The 16,911-nt window shown below is 56.2% G+C and carries 20 protein-coding genes and 1 tRNA gene; 11 read left to right on the plus strand and 10 right to left on the minus strand.

Going from position 1 to position 16,911, the window contains the following annotated elements:
- Positions 1-99: 99 nt before the first annotated feature.
- Positions 100-1,167, minus strand: a complete 1,068-nt coding sequence (locus tag TRICHSKD4_RS22955; protein ID WP_009469384.1) for an ATP-binding protein — start codon at positions 1,165-1,167, stop codon at positions 100-102.
- A gap of 128 nt (positions 1,168-1,295) precedes the next feature.
- On the opposite strand from TRICHSKD4_RS22955, the gene istA reads away from it, so the two are divergent.
- The 8 genes from istA to TRICHSKD4_RS22995 are packed head-to-tail and all read left to right on the plus strand — an operon-like array spanning position 1,296 to position 6,572.
- Positions 1,296-2,825 carry an IS21 family transposase gene (gene istA / locus TRICHSKD4_RS22960; RefSeq protein WP_139052042.1) on the plus strand — a complete coding sequence of 510 codons (1,530 nt, stop codon included), beginning with the start codon at positions 1,296-1,298 and terminating at the stop codon, positions 2,823-2,825.
- The gene (gene istB, locus TRICHSKD4_RS22965; RefSeq protein WP_009469385.1) at positions 2,815-3,606 is read left to right on the plus strand and encodes an IS21-like element helper ATPase IstB; all 792 of its coding nucleotides are present in this window, start codon (positions 2,815-2,817) and stop codon (positions 3,604-3,606) included. Before istA ends, istB begins: the two co-directional genes overlap by 11 nt.
- A gap of 59 nt (positions 3,607-3,665) precedes the next feature.
- Positions 3,666-4,136, plus strand: a complete 471-nt coding sequence (locus TRICHSKD4_RS31355) for a hypothetical protein (RefSeq protein ID WP_040617358.1) — start codon at positions 3,666-3,668, stop codon at positions 4,134-4,136.
- Positions 4,133-4,699 carry a hypothetical protein gene (locus TRICHSKD4_RS22975; protein WP_009469387.1) on the plus strand — a complete coding sequence of 189 codons (567 nt, stop codon included), beginning with the start codon at positions 4,133-4,135 and terminating at the stop codon, positions 4,697-4,699. The genes TRICHSKD4_RS31355 and TRICHSKD4_RS22975 overlap by 4 nt, the downstream gene beginning before the upstream one ends.
- 3 nt (positions 4,700-4,702) lie before the next feature.
- Positions 4,703-5,074 carry a DUF1353 domain-containing protein gene (locus TRICHSKD4_RS28580; RefSeq protein ID WP_009469388.1) on the plus strand — a complete coding sequence of 124 codons (372 nt, stop codon included), beginning with the start codon at positions 4,703-4,705 and terminating at the stop codon, positions 5,072-5,074.
- A gap of 13 nt (positions 5,075-5,087) precedes the next feature.
- Positions 5,088-6,005: a glycoside hydrolase family protein gene (locus tag TRICHSKD4_RS22985; RefSeq protein ID WP_009469389.1), complete on the plus strand. Its 918-nt coding sequence runs from the start codon at positions 5,088-5,090 to the stop codon at positions 6,003-6,005.
- Entirely contained in the window at positions 5,989-6,372 is a 384-nt protein-coding gene (locus TRICHSKD4_RS22990) for a hypothetical protein (RefSeq protein WP_040617359.1), read from the plus strand. The genes TRICHSKD4_RS22985 and TRICHSKD4_RS22990 overlap by 17 nt, the downstream gene beginning before the upstream one ends.
- Positions 6,369-6,572 (plus strand): hypothetical protein, encoded by a 204-nt coding sequence (locus TRICHSKD4_RS22995; protein WP_009469391.1) that lies wholly within the window; start codon positions 6,369-6,371, stop codon positions 6,570-6,572. The genes TRICHSKD4_RS22990 and TRICHSKD4_RS22995 overlap by 4 nt, the downstream gene beginning before the upstream one ends.
- Before the next feature lie 5 nt (positions 6,573-6,577).
- Here TRICHSKD4_RS22995 and TRICHSKD4_RS23000 read toward each other — a convergent pair whose 3' ends face one another.
- A complete protein-coding gene (locus TRICHSKD4_RS23000) occupies positions 6,578-6,787 on the minus strand; it encodes a hypothetical protein (RefSeq protein WP_009469392.1) in 210 nt (69 codons plus the stop codon).
- A 131-nt stretch (positions 6,788-6,918) separates the two neighbouring features.
- Between TRICHSKD4_RS23000 and TRICHSKD4_RS23005 the strand changes: the two genes are divergently transcribed.
- Complete coding sequence (locus TRICHSKD4_RS23005; RefSeq protein ID WP_009469393.1) at positions 6,919-7,680, plus strand: hypothetical protein; 762 nt, start codon at positions 6,919-6,921, stop codon at positions 7,678-7,680.
- 374 nt (positions 7,681-8,054) lie between these two features.
- Here TRICHSKD4_RS23005 and TRICHSKD4_RS30400 read toward each other — a convergent pair whose 3' ends face one another.
- The gene (locus TRICHSKD4_RS30400) at positions 8,055-8,291 is read right to left on the minus strand and encodes a hypothetical protein (RefSeq protein ID WP_009469394.1); all 237 of its coding nucleotides are present in this window, start codon (positions 8,289-8,291) and stop codon (positions 8,055-8,057) included.
- Positions 8,266-8,580: a hypothetical protein gene (locus tag TRICHSKD4_RS23010; protein WP_040617360.1), complete on the minus strand. Its 315-nt coding sequence runs from the start codon at positions 8,578-8,580 to the stop codon at positions 8,266-8,268. The genes TRICHSKD4_RS30400 and TRICHSKD4_RS23010 overlap by 26 nt, the downstream gene beginning before the upstream one ends.
- 320 nt (positions 8,581-8,900) lie before the next feature.
- Here TRICHSKD4_RS23010 and TRICHSKD4_RS23015 point away from each other — a divergent pair.
- A tRNA-Ser gene (locus tag TRICHSKD4_RS23015) sits at positions 8,901-8,990 on the plus strand.
- A gap of 622 nt (positions 8,991-9,612) precedes the next feature.
- Here TRICHSKD4_RS23015 and TRICHSKD4_RS23020 read toward each other — a convergent pair.
- From TRICHSKD4_RS23020 to TRICHSKD4_RS31360, 6 genes are read right to left on the minus strand one after another with little or no spacing between them, the layout of a single operon-like run.
- Positions 9,613-10,458: a crotonase/enoyl-CoA hydratase family protein gene (locus TRICHSKD4_RS23020; protein WP_040617361.1), complete on the minus strand. Its 846-nt coding sequence runs from the start codon at positions 10,456-10,458 to the stop codon at positions 9,613-9,615.
- Between the two features lie 2 nt (positions 10,459-10,460).
- On the minus strand, positions 10,461-11,894 hold the full coding sequence (locus tag TRICHSKD4_RS23025; protein ID WP_009469398.1) for an aldehyde dehydrogenase family protein: 1,434 nt from the start codon (positions 11,892-11,894) through the stop codon (positions 10,461-10,463).
- A 15-nt stretch (positions 11,895-11,909) separates the two neighbouring features.
- The gene (locus TRICHSKD4_RS23030) at positions 11,910-13,514 is read right to left on the minus strand and encodes a class I adenylate-forming enzyme family protein (RefSeq protein WP_009469399.1); all 1,605 of its coding nucleotides are present in this window, start codon (positions 13,512-13,514) and stop codon (positions 11,910-11,912) included.
- Positions 13,507-14,298 carry a crotonase/enoyl-CoA hydratase family protein gene (locus TRICHSKD4_RS23035; protein ID WP_009469400.1) on the minus strand — a complete coding sequence of 264 codons (792 nt, stop codon included), beginning with the start codon at positions 14,296-14,298 and terminating at the stop codon, positions 13,507-13,509. The genes TRICHSKD4_RS23030 and TRICHSKD4_RS23035 overlap by 8 nt, the downstream gene beginning before the upstream one ends.
- Positions 14,295-15,788, minus strand: a complete 1,494-nt coding sequence (locus TRICHSKD4_RS23040) for a class I adenylate-forming enzyme family protein (protein ID WP_208993165.1) — start codon at positions 15,786-15,788, stop codon at positions 14,295-14,297. The genes TRICHSKD4_RS23035 and TRICHSKD4_RS23040 overlap by 4 nt, the downstream gene beginning before the upstream one ends.
- Before the next feature lie 6 nt (positions 15,789-15,794).
- Entirely contained in the window at positions 15,795-15,959 is a 165-nt protein-coding gene (locus tag TRICHSKD4_RS31360; protein ID WP_208993166.1) for a hypothetical protein, read from the minus strand.
- Positions 15,960-16,000: 41 nt separating this feature from the next.
- Between TRICHSKD4_RS31360 and TRICHSKD4_RS23045 the strand changes: the two genes are divergently transcribed.
- Positions 16,001-16,891, plus strand: a complete 891-nt coding sequence (locus TRICHSKD4_RS23045; RefSeq protein WP_009469403.1) for a LysR family transcriptional regulator — start codon at positions 16,001-16,003, stop codon at positions 16,889-16,891.
- Positions 16,892-16,911 lie beyond the last annotated feature (20 nt).

Consider the following 16,911-nt stretch of genomic DNA (forward strand, 5'->3'; position numbering starts at 1 on the left):
CAATGAAAAACGCTCTGTAGTCGAGCAATAATGTCTTAAGGGAATTCCGGAGTGTCAGGCGAATGAGCGTGCGCAGAAGCAACGTCATTCGCCTTTTTGTTAAAGTGCCGCAGTTCGTTGCAGGGCGACTTGAAAATCGGCTCCACCAGCTGCGTGATTTTGCACCCAGATGCGCCCGTTTTGGGCTTCTACGGCCTGTTTACAAAAGGCCAATCCCAAACCGGAGGCCTTTAGGCCGGGCTTTTTGTGTTCCGGAATTCGATAAAATTGTTCGAATATCCGCTCTCTCTCCGGTTCTGGAATACCAGGACCCTTGTCTCGGACACTGATGATCACTTCCTGATCAGAGTCTTTTTGAACCGAGATTTTAATCTGCCCATGTTCTCCAGCATATTTTTTGGCGTTGAAACACAGGTTGGCAAGCACGCGATTGGTCAATTGGCTGTCTGCATAAACCGAGTGTTCCGACTGTTCGAACTCAAACAGGGGGTCTCGTCCGAGGATTTCCGCGGTTTGCTGGAACAGCTCAGTCACCTTCATCGGAGCCAGCTGAACTGGCATCTTACCCGTTTTGATTTTACTGACCTCAAGCATGTCATCAACGAAGCCGATGGCTTGGCTTAAGCTGATTTGAGCTCTCTCAAGTTTTTCGGTCAGCCCGGGGTCGCTGGAGATTTTCTGGTTTGCCAATACGAGCTCGTGAACGCCAGAAATGATCTGTAGCGGAGAGCGAAGGTCGTGAACGAGCATTGCCGTTTGATCTTCTTTTTGTTTTTCAGCAACAATGCGTTCTTTAAGGAGCTGTTCAAGCAGGGAAGAACGGGCGTTTTGGGCACGCCTTGCAGCTTCCAGACCAAGGTGAACATTAAGTCGAGCCGCCACTTCCTGAGCATTGTATGGTTTTTCAATGTAGTCGCTGGCACCAATGGAAAAGGCCTGAACCTTGTCTTCAGGGGTAATCCGTCCACTGAGGAAAATGATTGGAATGTGCCGATATTGCGGGCTTTCCTTCAATATTCGGCAAAGTTCCAATCCACCCATTCCAGGCATCACGACATCAAGGAGTATCAAATCTGGCGCGGACGCCTTTATCGATTTGAGACCTATTTCGGCGCTGGTCCCGGCTCGAACTTCGTACCCAAGGCCGCGTAAGATGTGCGACAGCAATTTAAGGCTGTCGTTTGTTGATTTTCACTGAGAACTGACCCGGTGGCCCCATAAATTGTCACTGAGAACTGACCCATGTGAACACACTACCCCGACGTTTTTGGCTCGGGGGATATGGAGTGATCGACATGGGATTTTTGAGTGTCATTCGACGCTGGGCATTGCGTGACAAAATGCCAATCAGAGAGATTTCCCGTCGCACGGGTTTATCTCGCAACACGGTGAAGAAGTATCTGCGCGAGGGCATTGTTGAGCCGAAGTTCAAAACCCCGCCGCGACCAACCAAACTTGATCCGTATGCGGACCGTTTGTCTTCTTGGTTTGTGGCCCAGACGCGCAAGTCGCGCAAAGAGCGTCGAACCGTCAAACAGATGCACGTGGATCTGGTGCAGTTAGGGTATGATGGCTCCTATGAACGTGTGGCGGCCTTTGTCCGTGCGTGGCGTGCGGACCGGCAGCGGGCGGAACAGACGACAGGGCGCGGCACATTTGTGCCTCTGATCTTCCAGCCCGGCGAAGCTTTCCAGTTTGATTGGAGTGAAGACTGGGCCAATATTGGCGGCGAGCGACTGAAGCTTCAGGTCGCGCATATCAAGTTGTCACACAGTCGGGCGTTTTTGGTCCGGGCTTACCTGCTGCAAACGCACGAGATGCTGTTTGACGCCCATTGGCACGCGTTCCGCGTGTTTGGCGGCGTTCCTGGCCGAGGGATCTATGACAATATGAAGACAGCGGTTGATCGCGTCGGCAAAGGCAAGCAGCGGGACATCAACGTCCGTTTCAAGGCGATGGCTAGCCACTACGTCTTTGAGCCTGAGTTCTGCAATCCGGCTTCAGGTTGGGAGAAAGGCCAGGTCGAGAAGAACGTCCAGGACGCGCGCAATCGGCTTTGGCAGGTCATGCCCGTCCTTGCAGATCTGGCTGAACTGAACCAATGGCTTGAAGATCGGTGCATCGCCCTTTGGGCGGAGACGCCGCACAAAGCCTTGCCGGGGTCTCTCGCCGATGTGTGGAAAGCTGAGAAGCCAATGCTGATGGCTCTGCCGCCGGCCTTCGATGGATTTATCGAACATAGCAAGCGAGTGTCTCCCACATGCCTGATCACATTCGAACGCAACAGGTATAGCGTGCCCGCCAGCTTTGCGAACCGCCGTGTCAGCCTGCATGTCTACCCTGACCGACTGGTCGTTGTGGCCGAAGGGCAAACAGTTTGTGAACATGCACGGCTCATTGATCGGTCCTGCCGCAAATCAGGCAAGGTTGTTTATGACTGGCGGCACTATCTTGCTGTCATTCAGCGCAAACCTGGCGCCCTTCGCAATGGCGCGCCCTTCACCGAGATGCCGGAAGCCTTCCAACGGCTGCAGGAACGCATGTTACGCAAGGAGGGGGGTGACAGGGAAATGGTCGACATCCTCTCATTGGTTCTGCAGCATAACGAAGAGGACGTGTTACGCGCCGTGGACAAGGCGCTGGAAGCGGGTGTGCCAACCAAGACGCATATCCTGAACCTTCTACACCGGTTGATCGACCGTAAGCCGACGGAACATCCAGAAGTCGACCCACCGGACGCCTTGGCATTGCAAACCACGCCCGAGGCAAATCTAAATCGTTACGATGGCCTGAGACAGGCTGGGGAGAAGCGCCATGCGTCATGACCCAGCCGGAGCCTCTATCGTCATCATGCTGCGCAGCCTCAAGCTCTATGGCATGGCAAATGCCGTCGAAGACCTGGTCGCCCAAGGTGCCCCAGCCTTTGAAGCCGCGACCCCGATGTTATCACAGCTGCTCAAGGCTGAAATGGCGGAACGAGAGGTTCGATCCATCGCTTACCACACAAAGGTCGCCCGCTTCCCTGCATACAAAGACCTCACCGGCTTTGATTTTGCGTCCAGTGAAATTAACGAAGCGAAAGTCCGGCAGTTACACCGGTGTGAGTTTATCGAAAACACCGAGAATGTCGTTCTGATCGGTGGGCCCGGCACGGGCAAAAGCCACACCGCCACAGCAATCGGCGTTCAGGCGATCGAACACCACAGGCGCAAGGTTCGGTTCTTCTCAACAGTGGAGCTGGTCAATGCACTGGAGCAAGAAAAAGCGATTGGCAAGGCTGGGAAAATCGCTGATATGCTGACCAAAGTCGACTTGGTCATCCTGGATGAGCTCGGTTACCTGCCGTTCAGTTCATCAGGTGGGGCGCTGCTCTTTCACCTGCTCAGCAAGCTCTACGAGCGCACAAGCGTCATCATCACAACCAACCTTAGCTTCTCAGAATGGGCGCAGGTCTTCACAGATGCAAAGATGACCACCGCTCTCTTAGACCGCCTCACGCACCGCTGCCACATCTTGGAAACAGGCAACGACAGCTACCGCTTCAAAGCCAGTTCCAAGGATACAAAGAAAACTAGAAAGGAGACCCCAACATTGACCGCGTCATAGACCACGACGCATAACTAAAGGTGGGTCAATTCTCGGTGAAAATACCGGGTCAGTTCTCAGTGAAAATCAACAGTAATGAAACTCACCCTCTGACAGGACCTGCATCAGCGGTCCCCGGAGTTCGTACAGCCTCGGAAACCCGCGTCAAATCCCTTGCTGTCGATTGGTACATCAAGGCAGCGGATACGGTTGATGACCCGGAAACCGTACAGGCGCTGGCCTATGTTGCATCGCTCAATGCTGTTGTTTCCAAAGCAGATGCGCTGGAGGCTCAAGTCGCAGAGAAGCAAAACAGCTCTGACTTTGTGATGCTTACAGGGCATGTGTTCAACGTGAATAATTACGTTATCCCGCTACCTGCCGGGTTTGCCGAGAGCGAATGCGATTTCTTTTGGTGCGCTGCGGGGACGAACAATTCCAGTTATTCGATGGCTTTTGCCCGAACAGGTGCGGGCAGAACAGCAGCTATGCATAACGGCGCAAAATATTACCGTTCAATTGCCTATATCGTAGTTGGGAGGAAGTCTTGAATTACTACATCATCACAGACGGTAAAATTCTCTCAACATTAAGTGGGCCGGTCGATGAGGCTGATCTGGCAACACGCGGTGAGACGTTATTGGTTACTGACCAAAACTATGAGCCGGGTTTTGTCAAACAGGCAGACGGAAGTTTCGTTGCACCTGTCCGCCCCCTTGATGAAGTCAAATCCGAAGCGATTGAAGTCGTCAAACAACGCCATGCGGAAACACTGCGACAGCTATCAGGTAATGCCAGCGATGAAGAGATGCACTCTTGGCCGCGCAAGGCGCTTGCCGCTGAAAAGTATCTGGAAGGTACAGCCAGCGAAAAACAGAAGCGGATCATTCAAGGTGGCGCGGACCGCCGCGATATGGTCTTTGATGCTTTTGCCAAGTTGATTTTGAAGAAGGCAGAAACCTTCGATGATCTGATCGGTCAAGCGGATGATCTGAAAGAGCGAACCGATGCAGCCATCAAGGCGGCAGAAACTGCGGAAGAGGTCGCCGCTATCCTCGAAGCGTCAGAAGCGGAAGCAGCGGCGGCTCTAAAGCAGTGGCTCTCGACGGCCTGATCCATGTCCAGCTTTTCGAACTTCGACCAGTTCTCCCGTGTTCCCATTACACGAAAGCTCTACAGGCTCAACGCACCACTGACATGGGAGATTGGCAAGAAACACTCAGGCCACGAAATCACACTGGAAACCGGGACAGCATTCGATATCTCGGTTCCTTGGCTTCTGGAATGGCTACAAAGCCCCTACGACCGCCAAGTGCTCCCCGCTGCGGCTCTCCATGATGAATTTCTGAAACGTGGCTATGACGTTGGGTTTGCTTCGGCTGAGTTTAGGCGCTGCCTGATTGCCCGTGGTTGCTCCCCGCCGCGAAGTTGGATGCTCTTTACCGCTACTTTGATCTGGACCGCCTTCGGGCGGTTTTTTCGTTCCTGAAAGGGGCAATTCCATGCATGTAAGTAAAAACGGCGTGGCCTTCATTGAGGGCCATGAAGGATTTGTTGCGCGCGCTTATCTGGACCCGGCAGGCGTCTTGACTATCGGAACCGGCTTTACCAATCGAAGCGGGGTGTTTCGGGAGTTTTGGGGGGGCAAGCTTAAACCCGGTGACCGGATCACCCGCGATCAGAACAAGAAAGTTCTGAAAGCCGCGCTTAAGGGGGAATACGAACCGCCAGTCAAAGCGGCGATGCCCAAAGGCGCAAAGCAGCACGAGTTCGACGCCGCTGTTTCTGCCGTCTTCAACCTAGGGCCGAAGTTTGTAACGTGGAAAGCATTCCAGCTCTGGAAGGCTGGCGAGCATCAGGCAGCGGCCAATCATTGGGCGAAGAACTACAACAAGGCGGGAGGCCGCAAGCTTGCCGGTTTGGTTCGTCGCCGCGAAGAAGAGGCGCATTTGTTCCTGACTGGCGTTTATGCCGGGATAGGTGAGGGCGTCCAGCGCAAAGAGACAGCCAAGCCTTCACCCCAACCAGATCCAGTTGTTGAAGAGGCTCAAGAGGCGTTGAAGCGGTTCGGGTTTGATCCTGGCGCAATTGATGGCTGGATGGGACGGCGCACAAAGGCGGCTGTTCTGGCCTACCAGAAAACGCACCCGCACCTGACCAATGACGGGATTATTGGACCGGCAACACTTGCGCAACTCAGACGTGACGCCGTTGCTACAAAGGAAACGCTCACACAGGGCGGGGGCTTTCCGTGGTGTCTACCCTTGGTGCGTTCTTTACCGGCCTTCCTTGGGGCTTCATTGCACTGGCTGTTGTTGCTCTGGCGCTGGTCTGGTTTGGCTGGCGGTATCGGGACGTATGGCAACGCCGGTTCAACACGCTGTTTGGCCGTGAGGTGGAGTGATGTTGAAGCTCTTTAAGCTGATCTTCTCCGGGCCGTTCGATCGGATCATGGGGAGCGTTGACCACTATGTCAGCAATGAAACCAAGCGCGGGGATATCGCGGCCAGCGCTTTAGCCCGTTACGCAGAAACAGCGGCAGAAGAGCGGGCAGACGCAAGGCGTTATCGCGTGTTCTGGTTTGTCTGGTGTCTTTGGTCTGGTTCAGCCGGCATATGGTTTGCCTTGATCACATTGGACACGATCGGCGGGTTTTCATGGTCCATTGCGGATTACCCGCCATCGGTGAAACCGTATGTCGACACTATCGTTGCCTCAATCTTCGGATCGGGCGGGCTTGTCGCTACGGCTCAAGCAATCTCTAGCGCAATTAGGGGGCGTCGTTGAACATCGACACTGAGAAGTTTTTAGCAGGCGTGTTCAGCACCATAATTGGCGGTGTTCTCTGGCTGATCCGCCGTGTCATCACTAATGAAAGACAGATCGCCTTGCTTGAGCAAGCCTTGAAGGCGCGAGACGATGACCTGAAAGAAATGAAGCAGGACATCAAGCACTTGATCGGCAGAGGGCCAGCGGGCGACGGGTGAGGGGGCTAGCCGCTCCATCCGTCCTCCGTCATCACGGCCTCTGTGTGCCCATCGTCTTCAACGTCTTCCGTTGCAGCTCCGGAAAGCAACAATTGCTCAAACCTCTCCTTGCTGACCTTCGCCGAGAGGAAATAGCGCTCTCCCACCTCAAATACAGCAAATTCAATGCTGGGATCATCAATGTGTTTTTCGGGATTGAGTTTAACTTTCCTCATCCGACTATCCCTTGTCCAATGCCACGGGACTAATGGAAGGTATTGAACTCGGTAGTGCAACATTTTTGTGCACTTGGAACCGATGAGGGTGGTTGGTGGTAACTGTCAAACCATTGGAAAGGTGCCAAAAAATGTCTTTGAGTATTGCTGAATTCAAAATTATTCAGGACGCATATGTGCGAGCTGCAAAAAGGATTACCGATGCGGGCTACAGCATCCGGGTTTTAGATGACTTTGAGGCCGTAAAGACCGAAATCGAAGCAGCACAGAAACCTCTCACGCCATTCTTTTGGGAGAGCTACAATGACTTCAACGGGCATGACGCATTTTGTCTTGTGCTAGAGCAAGGCGGCAAAGGGCTGGCTTACATCTGCACATTGCTCATCGAATGCGGAAAGAGGAATTTCCACCAAACATATACGGCACGATTGAACCGGGTATATTCCCATGACCCAAAGGCAAGGCTTGATCCAAATTGGGTTTGCGACCCCATGCTTGAGATCAATGGGCTCGTTGCTTACTCCGGCGATGCTGTACGCCACCCGGAATTTACCGGAAAGGATACCCTCAAAGCCTTTGGCTGGCTTTCAACGGCCTCGCTGTTCTTCACTGTCTGCTACAACAAGGATGTTTCTTGGGTAGTGGGCACGGTTCGAGAACGAGATTATCGACGAGGACTAGGCCAAGTCTACGGAGCAACTCGCGTTGACCCGATGGCGGAGAAATGGCTTAACTTACCTGATGAACGCGAAGCGAATTACGCGTTCTGCTCCAGCTCTCGTTCAGATATTCTCTACCGTGCCAAATGCGCCATTCATCAGTCGGAACAACCAGAACCGACAGGATATAATTTGGCGTCCTTAAACCAGTCACGCCGATTTGAAAACGCCTGATTATTCGGAAATAGTCGACCGGGTAGGGCTTCAGGTGCCCTGGCGGTGTAACCTCCATTTCTATCCGGTCTGCTACCATATGTCCCTTTGATGCTTCTACGAAACCAGCAGCAGCAGTTTGGTAAAAGCGTGGGTCTTGGTTTTGTACAGACGCGGAATAGTCCTCCCCGAATTGACCTTCCATGATTTCATTCAGAAACGACTTTTTTCCGAGATAACCCATCTTTGGCAGGTTTTCACCATCAGCCCAATTTACATAGAGAAGTAGGGAATTGCTGTGCGGCATTCCTGAACGGAAAATTCCATTCTGATCCCTCCAGTAACCATTCAGGTTTCGGATCATATCGCCAGCGGTGCCGGGGATGTTGGCAGGTTCAAACTTCGTTATCTGCATATCCATCCTCCATAGCCGCCATCATTGTTGCAAGCCGACTGAGGAGCTCGTCTTGCTGCTCATGCGACAAATCGCGAATATCTGTGGGGCTGCCGGTTTCCTCCAGCATCATGGAAATGAATTCGACGTAGTATTGTTCGAGGTCACTTTCAGGCGCGATAAACAGTTTCTCGCCAAGTGATCGGGGGTATTCACTGGATGGAGGTCTCTTGATCATCAATTAAACCCTGAGATCGTATTTCCCTAACGGCGCGAAGCACTAGAAGGGCAAAATCGGTTGGGGCCACTTGCAAATTGCGTTGTTCGATCATCTGTCGAGCGCCTTGTCCGACATCTTGAATAAAGGCTTTAAAGTTCGGATGGTCCATCGGTATTGGGACTCTAGTAAATGCAATTTCAGACTGCTGGTCGATGCTTATATCATTAGTATCCGCGTGAAATTCGCGTGAAATTTCCTTAAAGTCATCAATGTATTTATTGACCAGTGCTTGAATAATATCGTCCATCAGGTGCCCCACTGAGGATCGCCGGTTGAGTCCCGATCAGTATCATACGCAACTTTCGGGAGTAAGTTAGCGTTAATTGACCACGGGCGACACGATCAGGTGAGGCACCCCCTTTTGCAAGCTGGCCTGCAATATATGTCAGCGTGAAGAACAATCTAAGAACAAAACTGTCGGGGTTTTGCAGAAATTTTGCAGCATTTCCGTTTTCGTTCTCTGCATGTTCCTGCATGAAACTGCAAGGGGCAGGGGAGTGGAAAAACCACCATCAACCCCAAAAAGGGCTTGCGTCTCAAGGCGTCGGCTTATAAACGAAACGAACCGGAGAGGTGGCCGAGTGGTCGAAGGCGCTCCCCTGCTAAGGGAGTAGGCGGGCAACCGTCTCGAGGGTTCGAATCCCTTCCTCTCCGCCACTAGCCCCAGCGAAAGCGTTCTCCCGATCCGGCAGCGGCCGGATTTTTCCGTTGTTTTGGAGGGTTATGTGGGAGGGGCTGAGCACTGGCCCCTGCGCAAGACAGCCAAAATCGTTCTCTCAAGGGCCGTATTCTCCAGACCTCATGACTGCGCCGATTTGGTGCAGAGCTTGTAAGTCATTGGGGTGCGGATGTTTTCTCGAGTACCCCTTTAATCACTTCGACGCCGGTGGCATTCGCCGAGATGGAACTGAAATCGATCTATCGCAGTTCATCCTGTTTCGCTCGTAGGTGAGGGGTCACCAGTACCAAGCCGAAGAAGGCCCCTTATCTCATCTACTGTGAATGGCGGGTTGCCCTGGACGCCGAACCGGACGTTCGCACAATCCGCGGCGAATGCGGACTCAGAGCCCGCAGCGGAAGTCTTTAATTTGTGCTGCGTGCGCTCGCAGCGGACAAATTGCTGCGGAGGCGTTAACAGAGGCGCTGTCTTGCAGCAGGAAAACCAGCCATTCCTTCGGAGCGCAGATATTTGTTTTTACCTTTTCGCACCGGCGGCGGGGCTTTGTCGCAATTTGGCACGCCAACGCGAACGTTGGTTCCAAGTAATTCGCGGAATTTGTCAGTCGAAGGGCTTATTGCGTGTCCAGTCGAATGTTCCGGTGTCCCGTTCCTGCACCGCCTGTTTCCAGCCGACTTGCTCCACGCGGGCCTTGAAGTTCATGCCCTCTGGCGAATGCCGAGTGATGCCGTCGAACACCGTCGCGAGGCGCTGGGTCTGGTTGATCTTTTCCTCGACAGCGGAATTGATCACCATCTTCTGCATGGCCAGTTGGTTGATGGGAACGGTCGCCATGCGCGTTGCCAGTGCCTCGACCTCATCATCCAGTTGGTCATCGGGCACGGATTTCAGCACCAACCCCATTTCGGCAGCCTCAACCCCGCTGATCTTGTCGCCGGTGAACATCATCCGCTTGGCCTTTTCCGGTCCCATTCTGTGCACCCACATCGCCGTGGTCGGGCACCCCCAGACGCGGGTGGGCATGTAGCCGATCTGCGCCGTGTCGCCCATGATCGTGAGGTCCGCACAAAGCGCGATGTCCGATCCGCCCGCAACCGCAAATCCGTGCACCTTGCAGATTACTGGCTTCATCGCGCGAAAGAGCGACATGAAGGCCTGCGTATTGGCCCACATGAACTGGAAATCCTGCATCGGGTCCCAGGGCATCTCCTGTACGACCTGATTGGGGCCATTGCCTTCGGCATAATGGGCCAGATCGTAGCCTGCGCAAAAGGCCTTTCCTGCGCCGGACAGAACCATAACGTGGATGTCGCGATCATGGTCGGCTTCTGCCACCGCCGCCGCCAGTTCGCGTGGCAGATCATCGTCGATGGCGTTCATTACATCGGGTCGGTTCAGGGTGATCCGCCCGATCCGGCCGTCTTTCTCGTACAAAACTTTTGTCATGCTCACCCCCAATCGCTGACAGCCTTGACCTCCAGAAACTCCTCCAGCCCCCAGACACCGCCTTCGCGGCCAGTACCCGATTGCTTCATTCCGCCAAAGGGTGTTCCGGCCCCGCCGAATTTGCCGTTCATCTCGACCATGCCAGAGCGGAGTTGCCGTGCAACCCGTTGAGCGCGAGCTTTGTCTGCTGTCTGAACGTAGTTGGTCAGCCCATAGGGGGTGTCATTGGCCAGAGCGATCGCCTCTTCTTCGGTATCGAATGGTGTTAAGGTCAGAACCGGTCCAAATACTTCCTCCCGCCAGATGGTCATGTCGGGTGTGACATCGGCAAAGACCGTGGGCCGGACGAAATACCCTATGCTCAATCCGTCCGGTTTTCCCATTCCGCCGGCGACGAGCCTGGCACGTTCATCGATTCCTTGCTTGATGTAATATTGAATCCTGTTGAACTGAACCTCAGAGACGACCGGGCCGATCTGACGGCCTTCGACGTCGGCAGGGCCGACCTCTGTATTCTCGGCCACAGTACGGGCGGTTTCAACGGCCTGCTCGTAGATCGAGCGCTCCACCAGCATCCTTGTGGGCGCATTGCAGGACTGGCCGGTATTGTTGAAGCAGTGGCGCACGCCGCGTGTGACCGACTTTTCGTCGGCATCCGCAAAGATGATGTTGGCACCCTTTCCGCCCAATTCCAGGCTGACACGCTTGACCGTGTCCGCTGCTGATTTGCTGATGGCTACGCCTGCGCGGGTTGAGCCGGTAAAGCTGACCATGTCCACTTGCCCGTGCGACGTGAGATGTGCTCCTACGCCTGCACCATCACCGTTCACAAGGTTGAACACGCCGGGCGGGAAACCGGCGGCGTCGATCATCTCGGCCAGCAGCATGGCGCTGAGCGGGGCCTGCTCCGCTGGTTTCAGCACCATGGTGCATCCCGCAGCCAGCGCAGGCGCAACCTTGAGCATGACCTGGTTCATCGGCCAGTTCCAGGGCGTGATCAGGGCGCAGACCCCGACCGGTTCATAGAGGATCATGTCGCCCGGCGCGTGGTCGCCTAACGGGCGCTCAAAGGCAAAGCCCTTCGCCGTGCGGATGGTGTGTTTCAGATGCCCGGCCCCGGCCCCCACCTGAGCCGTCTGTGCCAAGGCAATCGGCGCGCCCATCTCGGTGCTGATCGCCTGTGCCATTTCACCCGCGCGTTCCTTGTAGATGTCCATCAACCGTTCCAGCGCGGCGATCCGGGCATCTGGTTTTGTCTCTGCCCAGCCAGGAAAGGCTGCCTTGGCTGCGTTAACGGCCGCATCGGCATCCGCGTCGCCGCCGAGCGTGATCGTGGCGATCTTCTCTTCCGTGGAGGGGTCTTCCACGGCCATCTCTCGGCCGTCAATCGAAGCAACCCATTGTCCATTGATGTAATGTTTTGTGGCATCTTGCATGGCGTGTCCTGTTGTTCAGAGTTCAGTGAATTCCCCAGCGACAAACCGGTCGCGGAGGATGAATTTCTGGATTTTGCCCGAGCCGGTCAGGGGGAAGTCCTCGACCTGCACCCAAACATTCGGGGTTTTCTGCGGCGACATGTTCGCGCGGCAGTGGGCATGAAGCGCGGATTTGTCGAGCGGTCCTGTGCTGCGGATGAAGGCACCGATGACCTCGTCCCATTTCGGGTCCGGCAAGCCGACCACGGCGACCTCGGCCACGCAGCCATATTCCAGCAGACAGTTCTCGATCTCGGCCGGGAAATGTTTCTCGCCACCGCGGATGATCATTTCCTTAACCCGTCCCGTCACGGTGACGTAGCCGCGCGCATCCATCCGGCCCAGATCGCCGGTGTGTAGCCAACCCATCGCGTCGACAGTCTCGGACGTGGCCTTTGGGTTGTCGTTGTATTCCAGCATGACACATGGGCCGCGGGCACAGATCTCCTCAACCTCGCCAATGGCGACGGCGCAATTGTCATCGACGCTGCGGATTGAGACCTCGGTCTGAGCCACCGGTTGACCAGCGGTATTGCAGATGTCGTCAATACTGTCTGACAAATGATGTTGCGTGATCACCGGACAATGTTCAGTTTGGCCATAGAGCGTCGAAAATCCGGCCCCCATCAGGGCCTGCACTTGGCGCACCAATTCGGGTGCGACCATCGAGCCGCCGCAGCTGACAAGCTTCAGGGCCGACAGGTCGCGTGGCCGAGTTTCCTGTGCGTCGAGCAGCGCCACCACCATGGTCGGCACGCCAAGGATGATGTCCGTGCCGTTTGCTTCCAACTGATCCAGCACGACGTCCGGATCGAACAGGCAGATCAGCACCATCCGGCAGCCCGCCTGAAGGCAGCCCAGCGTGACCATGCCGCAACCCGAAGTGTGGAACATCGGCATGATATTGACCCAGGTGGTGGCCCTGGTCGCGCCGCAGCGGGACGCGTAGAAGCGCGCATTGTTGACCAATCCGCGATGGCTCAGCACCGCCCCTTTGGGAAAGCCGGTCGTGCCGGATGTATACTGGATCATCGCCGCAGCCTCGGGGGTCACATCGGTCAACGCGGGTGGACGGACGCCCTCTGCATAAAGCGCTTTGCTTTCCATGTCCGTGACTTCGCGGATGGCTGGGATACGAGCCGCGACCTCAGCCCCAATCCGGCCCATCGGGTTGCCGCGGAATTCCTCGACAAGGAACAGGGCAACCGCGCCGGATTGCTCCAACACATAGGACAGTTTGCGCGCCTGAAAGGCTGGGTTCGCGGTCACCAGCACCAGCCCGGACAGCGCGCAGGCATATTCCATCAATACCCATTCGGGACTGTTGGGCGACCAGGCGGCTACGCGTTCACCGGGGGCGAAACGGGTGGCGAGCGTCATGGCCAGCCGTTCAGCATCGGACAGCAGTTCGGAATAGGTCCAACGTCGCCCCTCTGATCCGTCCTGCCGGATTTCGACCAAAGCCTCGGCATCCCGGCGCGCCGCAGCCACCTCGCGCAGCAATGCGCCGATGGTGATGTCGCGCGTCTCCATGTCGGACTGGGCCGGAGCATGGGATGTCGTGAGGCTCAGCTCATACATCGCTGAAATCGCCCCCTCGACCCTTGCCGCTGGAGAAGCGGGCTGCACCTTCGACACCTTTGGTGACCTCGGCCTTGCTGCCCCGCCATTCCTGTCGAAGAGCGTCACGTTCAGTTAACCCGTGCTGTGTCCGCACGGACCGCCGATCTGCGCGCATGCAGCTTTGTGGGAAACGTGCGATGTCCTGGGCCAGGGCTTCGGCCTTGGCGCGCGCGTCACCTTCGGGCACGATATATTCGCACAACCCGATCCGCAGGGCCTCGTCCGCATTCACGCGCCGCCCGGTCAGGATCAGGTCCATGGCGCGACCTTCGCCCACCAGACGCGGCAGGCGCACCGTGCCACCGTCTATCAGCGGAATACCCCAACGGCGGCAATAGACCCCCATGAAGGCGGTTTCTTCCATCACCCGGATATCGCACCAAAGCGCCAGTTCCATGCCACCCGCCACGGCAGGCCCGGCCACAGCGGCGATCACCGGTTTGGACAGATCTAACCGGCTTGGCCCCATGGCGGCCATCGGTGGTTCGCCCTCATCGGGAAAGTCGAACGGATCTAGCGCTTCGGCCCCGGCAAGAGACGCCGCATGTTTCAAATCCCACCCGGCGCAAAAGGCACCGCCTTCGCCCCAGAACACGGCAACGCTGGCGGTGACGTCCGCATCAAACGACTGGAACGCCTCAAAAAGTGCCGTGGCACTTTCCGGATCCATGGCATTGCGAGCCTCTGGGCGGGAATGGATGATGGTCCAGACCGGACCATCCTTTTCGACGCGAACGCTCATTGCAGAACCTCTCCGTAGTTACCTGCGAGGAACTTCTCGCGAATCGCGAATTTCTGCACCTTGCCAGAGCCCATTAAGGGCAAGTCCGGCACACGCACCCAGACCGATGGCGTTTTCTGCGCGGACAGATACGCCCGGCAATGGGTGCGCAAATCAGCCACGTCGAACGGCCCATCGGACAGGATGAATGCCGCGATCACCTCTCCCCATTTCTCGTCCGGCAGGCCAACCACGGCGACTTGTGCCACATGCCTGTGGGTCACCAACACCGCTTCGATCTCGGCCGGGAAATGGTTTTCACCACCGCGGATGATCATGTCCTTCACACGGCCCGTCACCCGCACGAACCCCTGAGCGTCCATCGTGCCCAGATCGCCGGTATGCAGCCAGCCTTCGCCATCGATGGCGGCGTCAGTGGCTTCGAGGTTGTCGTTGTAGCCGATCATCACCGCGTAGGATCTTGCGCAAATCTCGCCAACTTCACCTATTGAGAGCACCCGATTATCTTCAGGCGAACGGATTGAAACTTCGGTCTGTGGCAGCGGCTGGCCTGCCGTCTCCACGATCTGTTCAAGCGTGGCCTCGACAGGGTTCAGGCAGATCATCGGGCTGTGCTCCGTCTGCCCGAAAGCGCTGAGCAGATGGCATCCAAGACGATCCTTCACCCGCCGCACCAGATCGGGTGGCACCGGTGCGCCACCTGTCGTAATGACCTCAAGCGAGGACATGTCGCGCGAGGTTCTATCCAGCGATTCCAGCAGGTTGAACAGCATGGTGGGAACGGCAAAACAGGTTGTGACGCCCTGTTCCTCGATCAATCGCGCAAAAACATCCGCATCGAACCGCTTGATCAGCAGCATTTTGCAAGCGGCCTGAAGGCACCCGAGCGCCCCCGTCGCACAGCCCGCCGTGTGAAAGAGCGGCATGAAATTGGCCCAGACCGAGTGCGGCCCGACCTGCTTGCGCGCGCAAAACAGCCGCGCGTTGTTCACCAGGTTCTTGTGGCTGAGCACCGCGCCTTTGGGAAAACCGGTTGTTCCCGAGGTATATTGGATCTGCGCGGCATCGTCTGGCTGGACGTCCGGCAGCACGGTGGGCCGCTCTCCATGGGCATAGAGCGCATCTTCGTCTTTCAGATTGACGACCTCGCGCAATGCTGTGTTGCCGCTTGTCGCCTCGTGCGCAATCTCATCCATCGGATTGCCTCGGAACCCGTCCACCATGAACAGGCCGACGGCACCGGATTGTTCCAGCACATATCTGAGTTCAGCGGCCTGAAACGACGGATTGGCCGTGACCAGAACCAGCCCTGCCAACCCACAGGCATATTCCATGAATATCCATTCCGGGATGTTGGGGGCCCAGACAACGACCCGCTCGCCGGGTGCAAACCGAGTGCTGAGCGACAGAGCCAACTGCTCGGACCGCTCCAGCAGTACAGCATACGTCCACTGATCTCCGCAAAGCCCGCTGTCATCCACATCCACCATTGCCACCTATGCAGGATGCGTCGCCGCAATCTCGCGTAGCAAACCGCCAACGGTGATATCGCGTATCTCGGTTCCGGGCTGTGCCGGGTAATAGGATGTTGTCAGCTTCACGACGGATGCCCCTGTTTTGCGTGATCGCGCAGACCATTGCACAGGCAGGGCGCGCTGCATAATATCAATGGATCATATTTTGATAACTTTTGGATATCGCAATGAATCTTACTCTGCGCCAGTTCCATGTCTTCAAGACCATCGTGGAAAGCGGTGGCTTTCGGAAAGCGGCCGAGGTGCTTCACACCTCGCAACCGGCGCTCACCAAAACGGTTCAGTCGCTTGAGGCCGAGCTTGGGTTTCAAGTGCTTGACCGCTCTTCCCATACCGTCGGAATGACCAAGGCGGGTGAGGCGCTTTATGCGCGGTTGGGTGAGCTTTTCGATCTGGTCGACCAGATTACCCAGAATGCCAGTGATGTCGCCGCCGGGCAACGGGGCAGCCTCAACATCACCTACACTGATTTTGCCATTCTCGGGCAGCTTCCCGATATCATCGAAACCTTTCGCGGGCAGACACCCAATGTAAAGATCGGCGTGCGGTTCTATCCCAGTCCAAGGCAGATCGAGCTGTTGCTGAACGCGCAGGTGGATATCGCCTTTATCTGGCACTTCATGGATCGGCTTACGCCTGACCTGGAGCATCGCCCGATCTCGCGGGAGGCGCTGGCTGTGGTATTGCCCGACCATCACCCTCTGGCCTCGCGCACAGCCATCGACCTAGCGGAATTGCGCAATGAGACCTTTCTGGTCGGTGATACGCCTTGGCTGCCCTTCACCAACCTTGTGCGTGACCTGCGTCTTGAACGGGGATTTGTCTCCAAGACCGGGCAGGTCGCGTATCTGCGCGACGAATTCTTTACCTTTGTGCTGCTGGGAATGGGCATTCTGATCTACCCCGAAAACGTGGTCCACGCGAAACGCGCGGGCCTCAGTGCGGTTCCCATCCGGGATGTGGGTAAGGTGATCGATATCTCGGCTGTCTGGCATCGGGAGACACGCAATCCAGCACTTGCGGGGTTTCTTGATCTGTTGCCAGACCGGATTGCGTGAGCCGTATTCGTCATGGCTGA

The organism is Roseibium sp. TrichSKD4 (assembly GCF_000148725.1).
Classification (GTDB): domain Bacteria; phylum Pseudomonadota; class Alphaproteobacteria; order Rhizobiales; family Stappiaceae; genus Roseibium.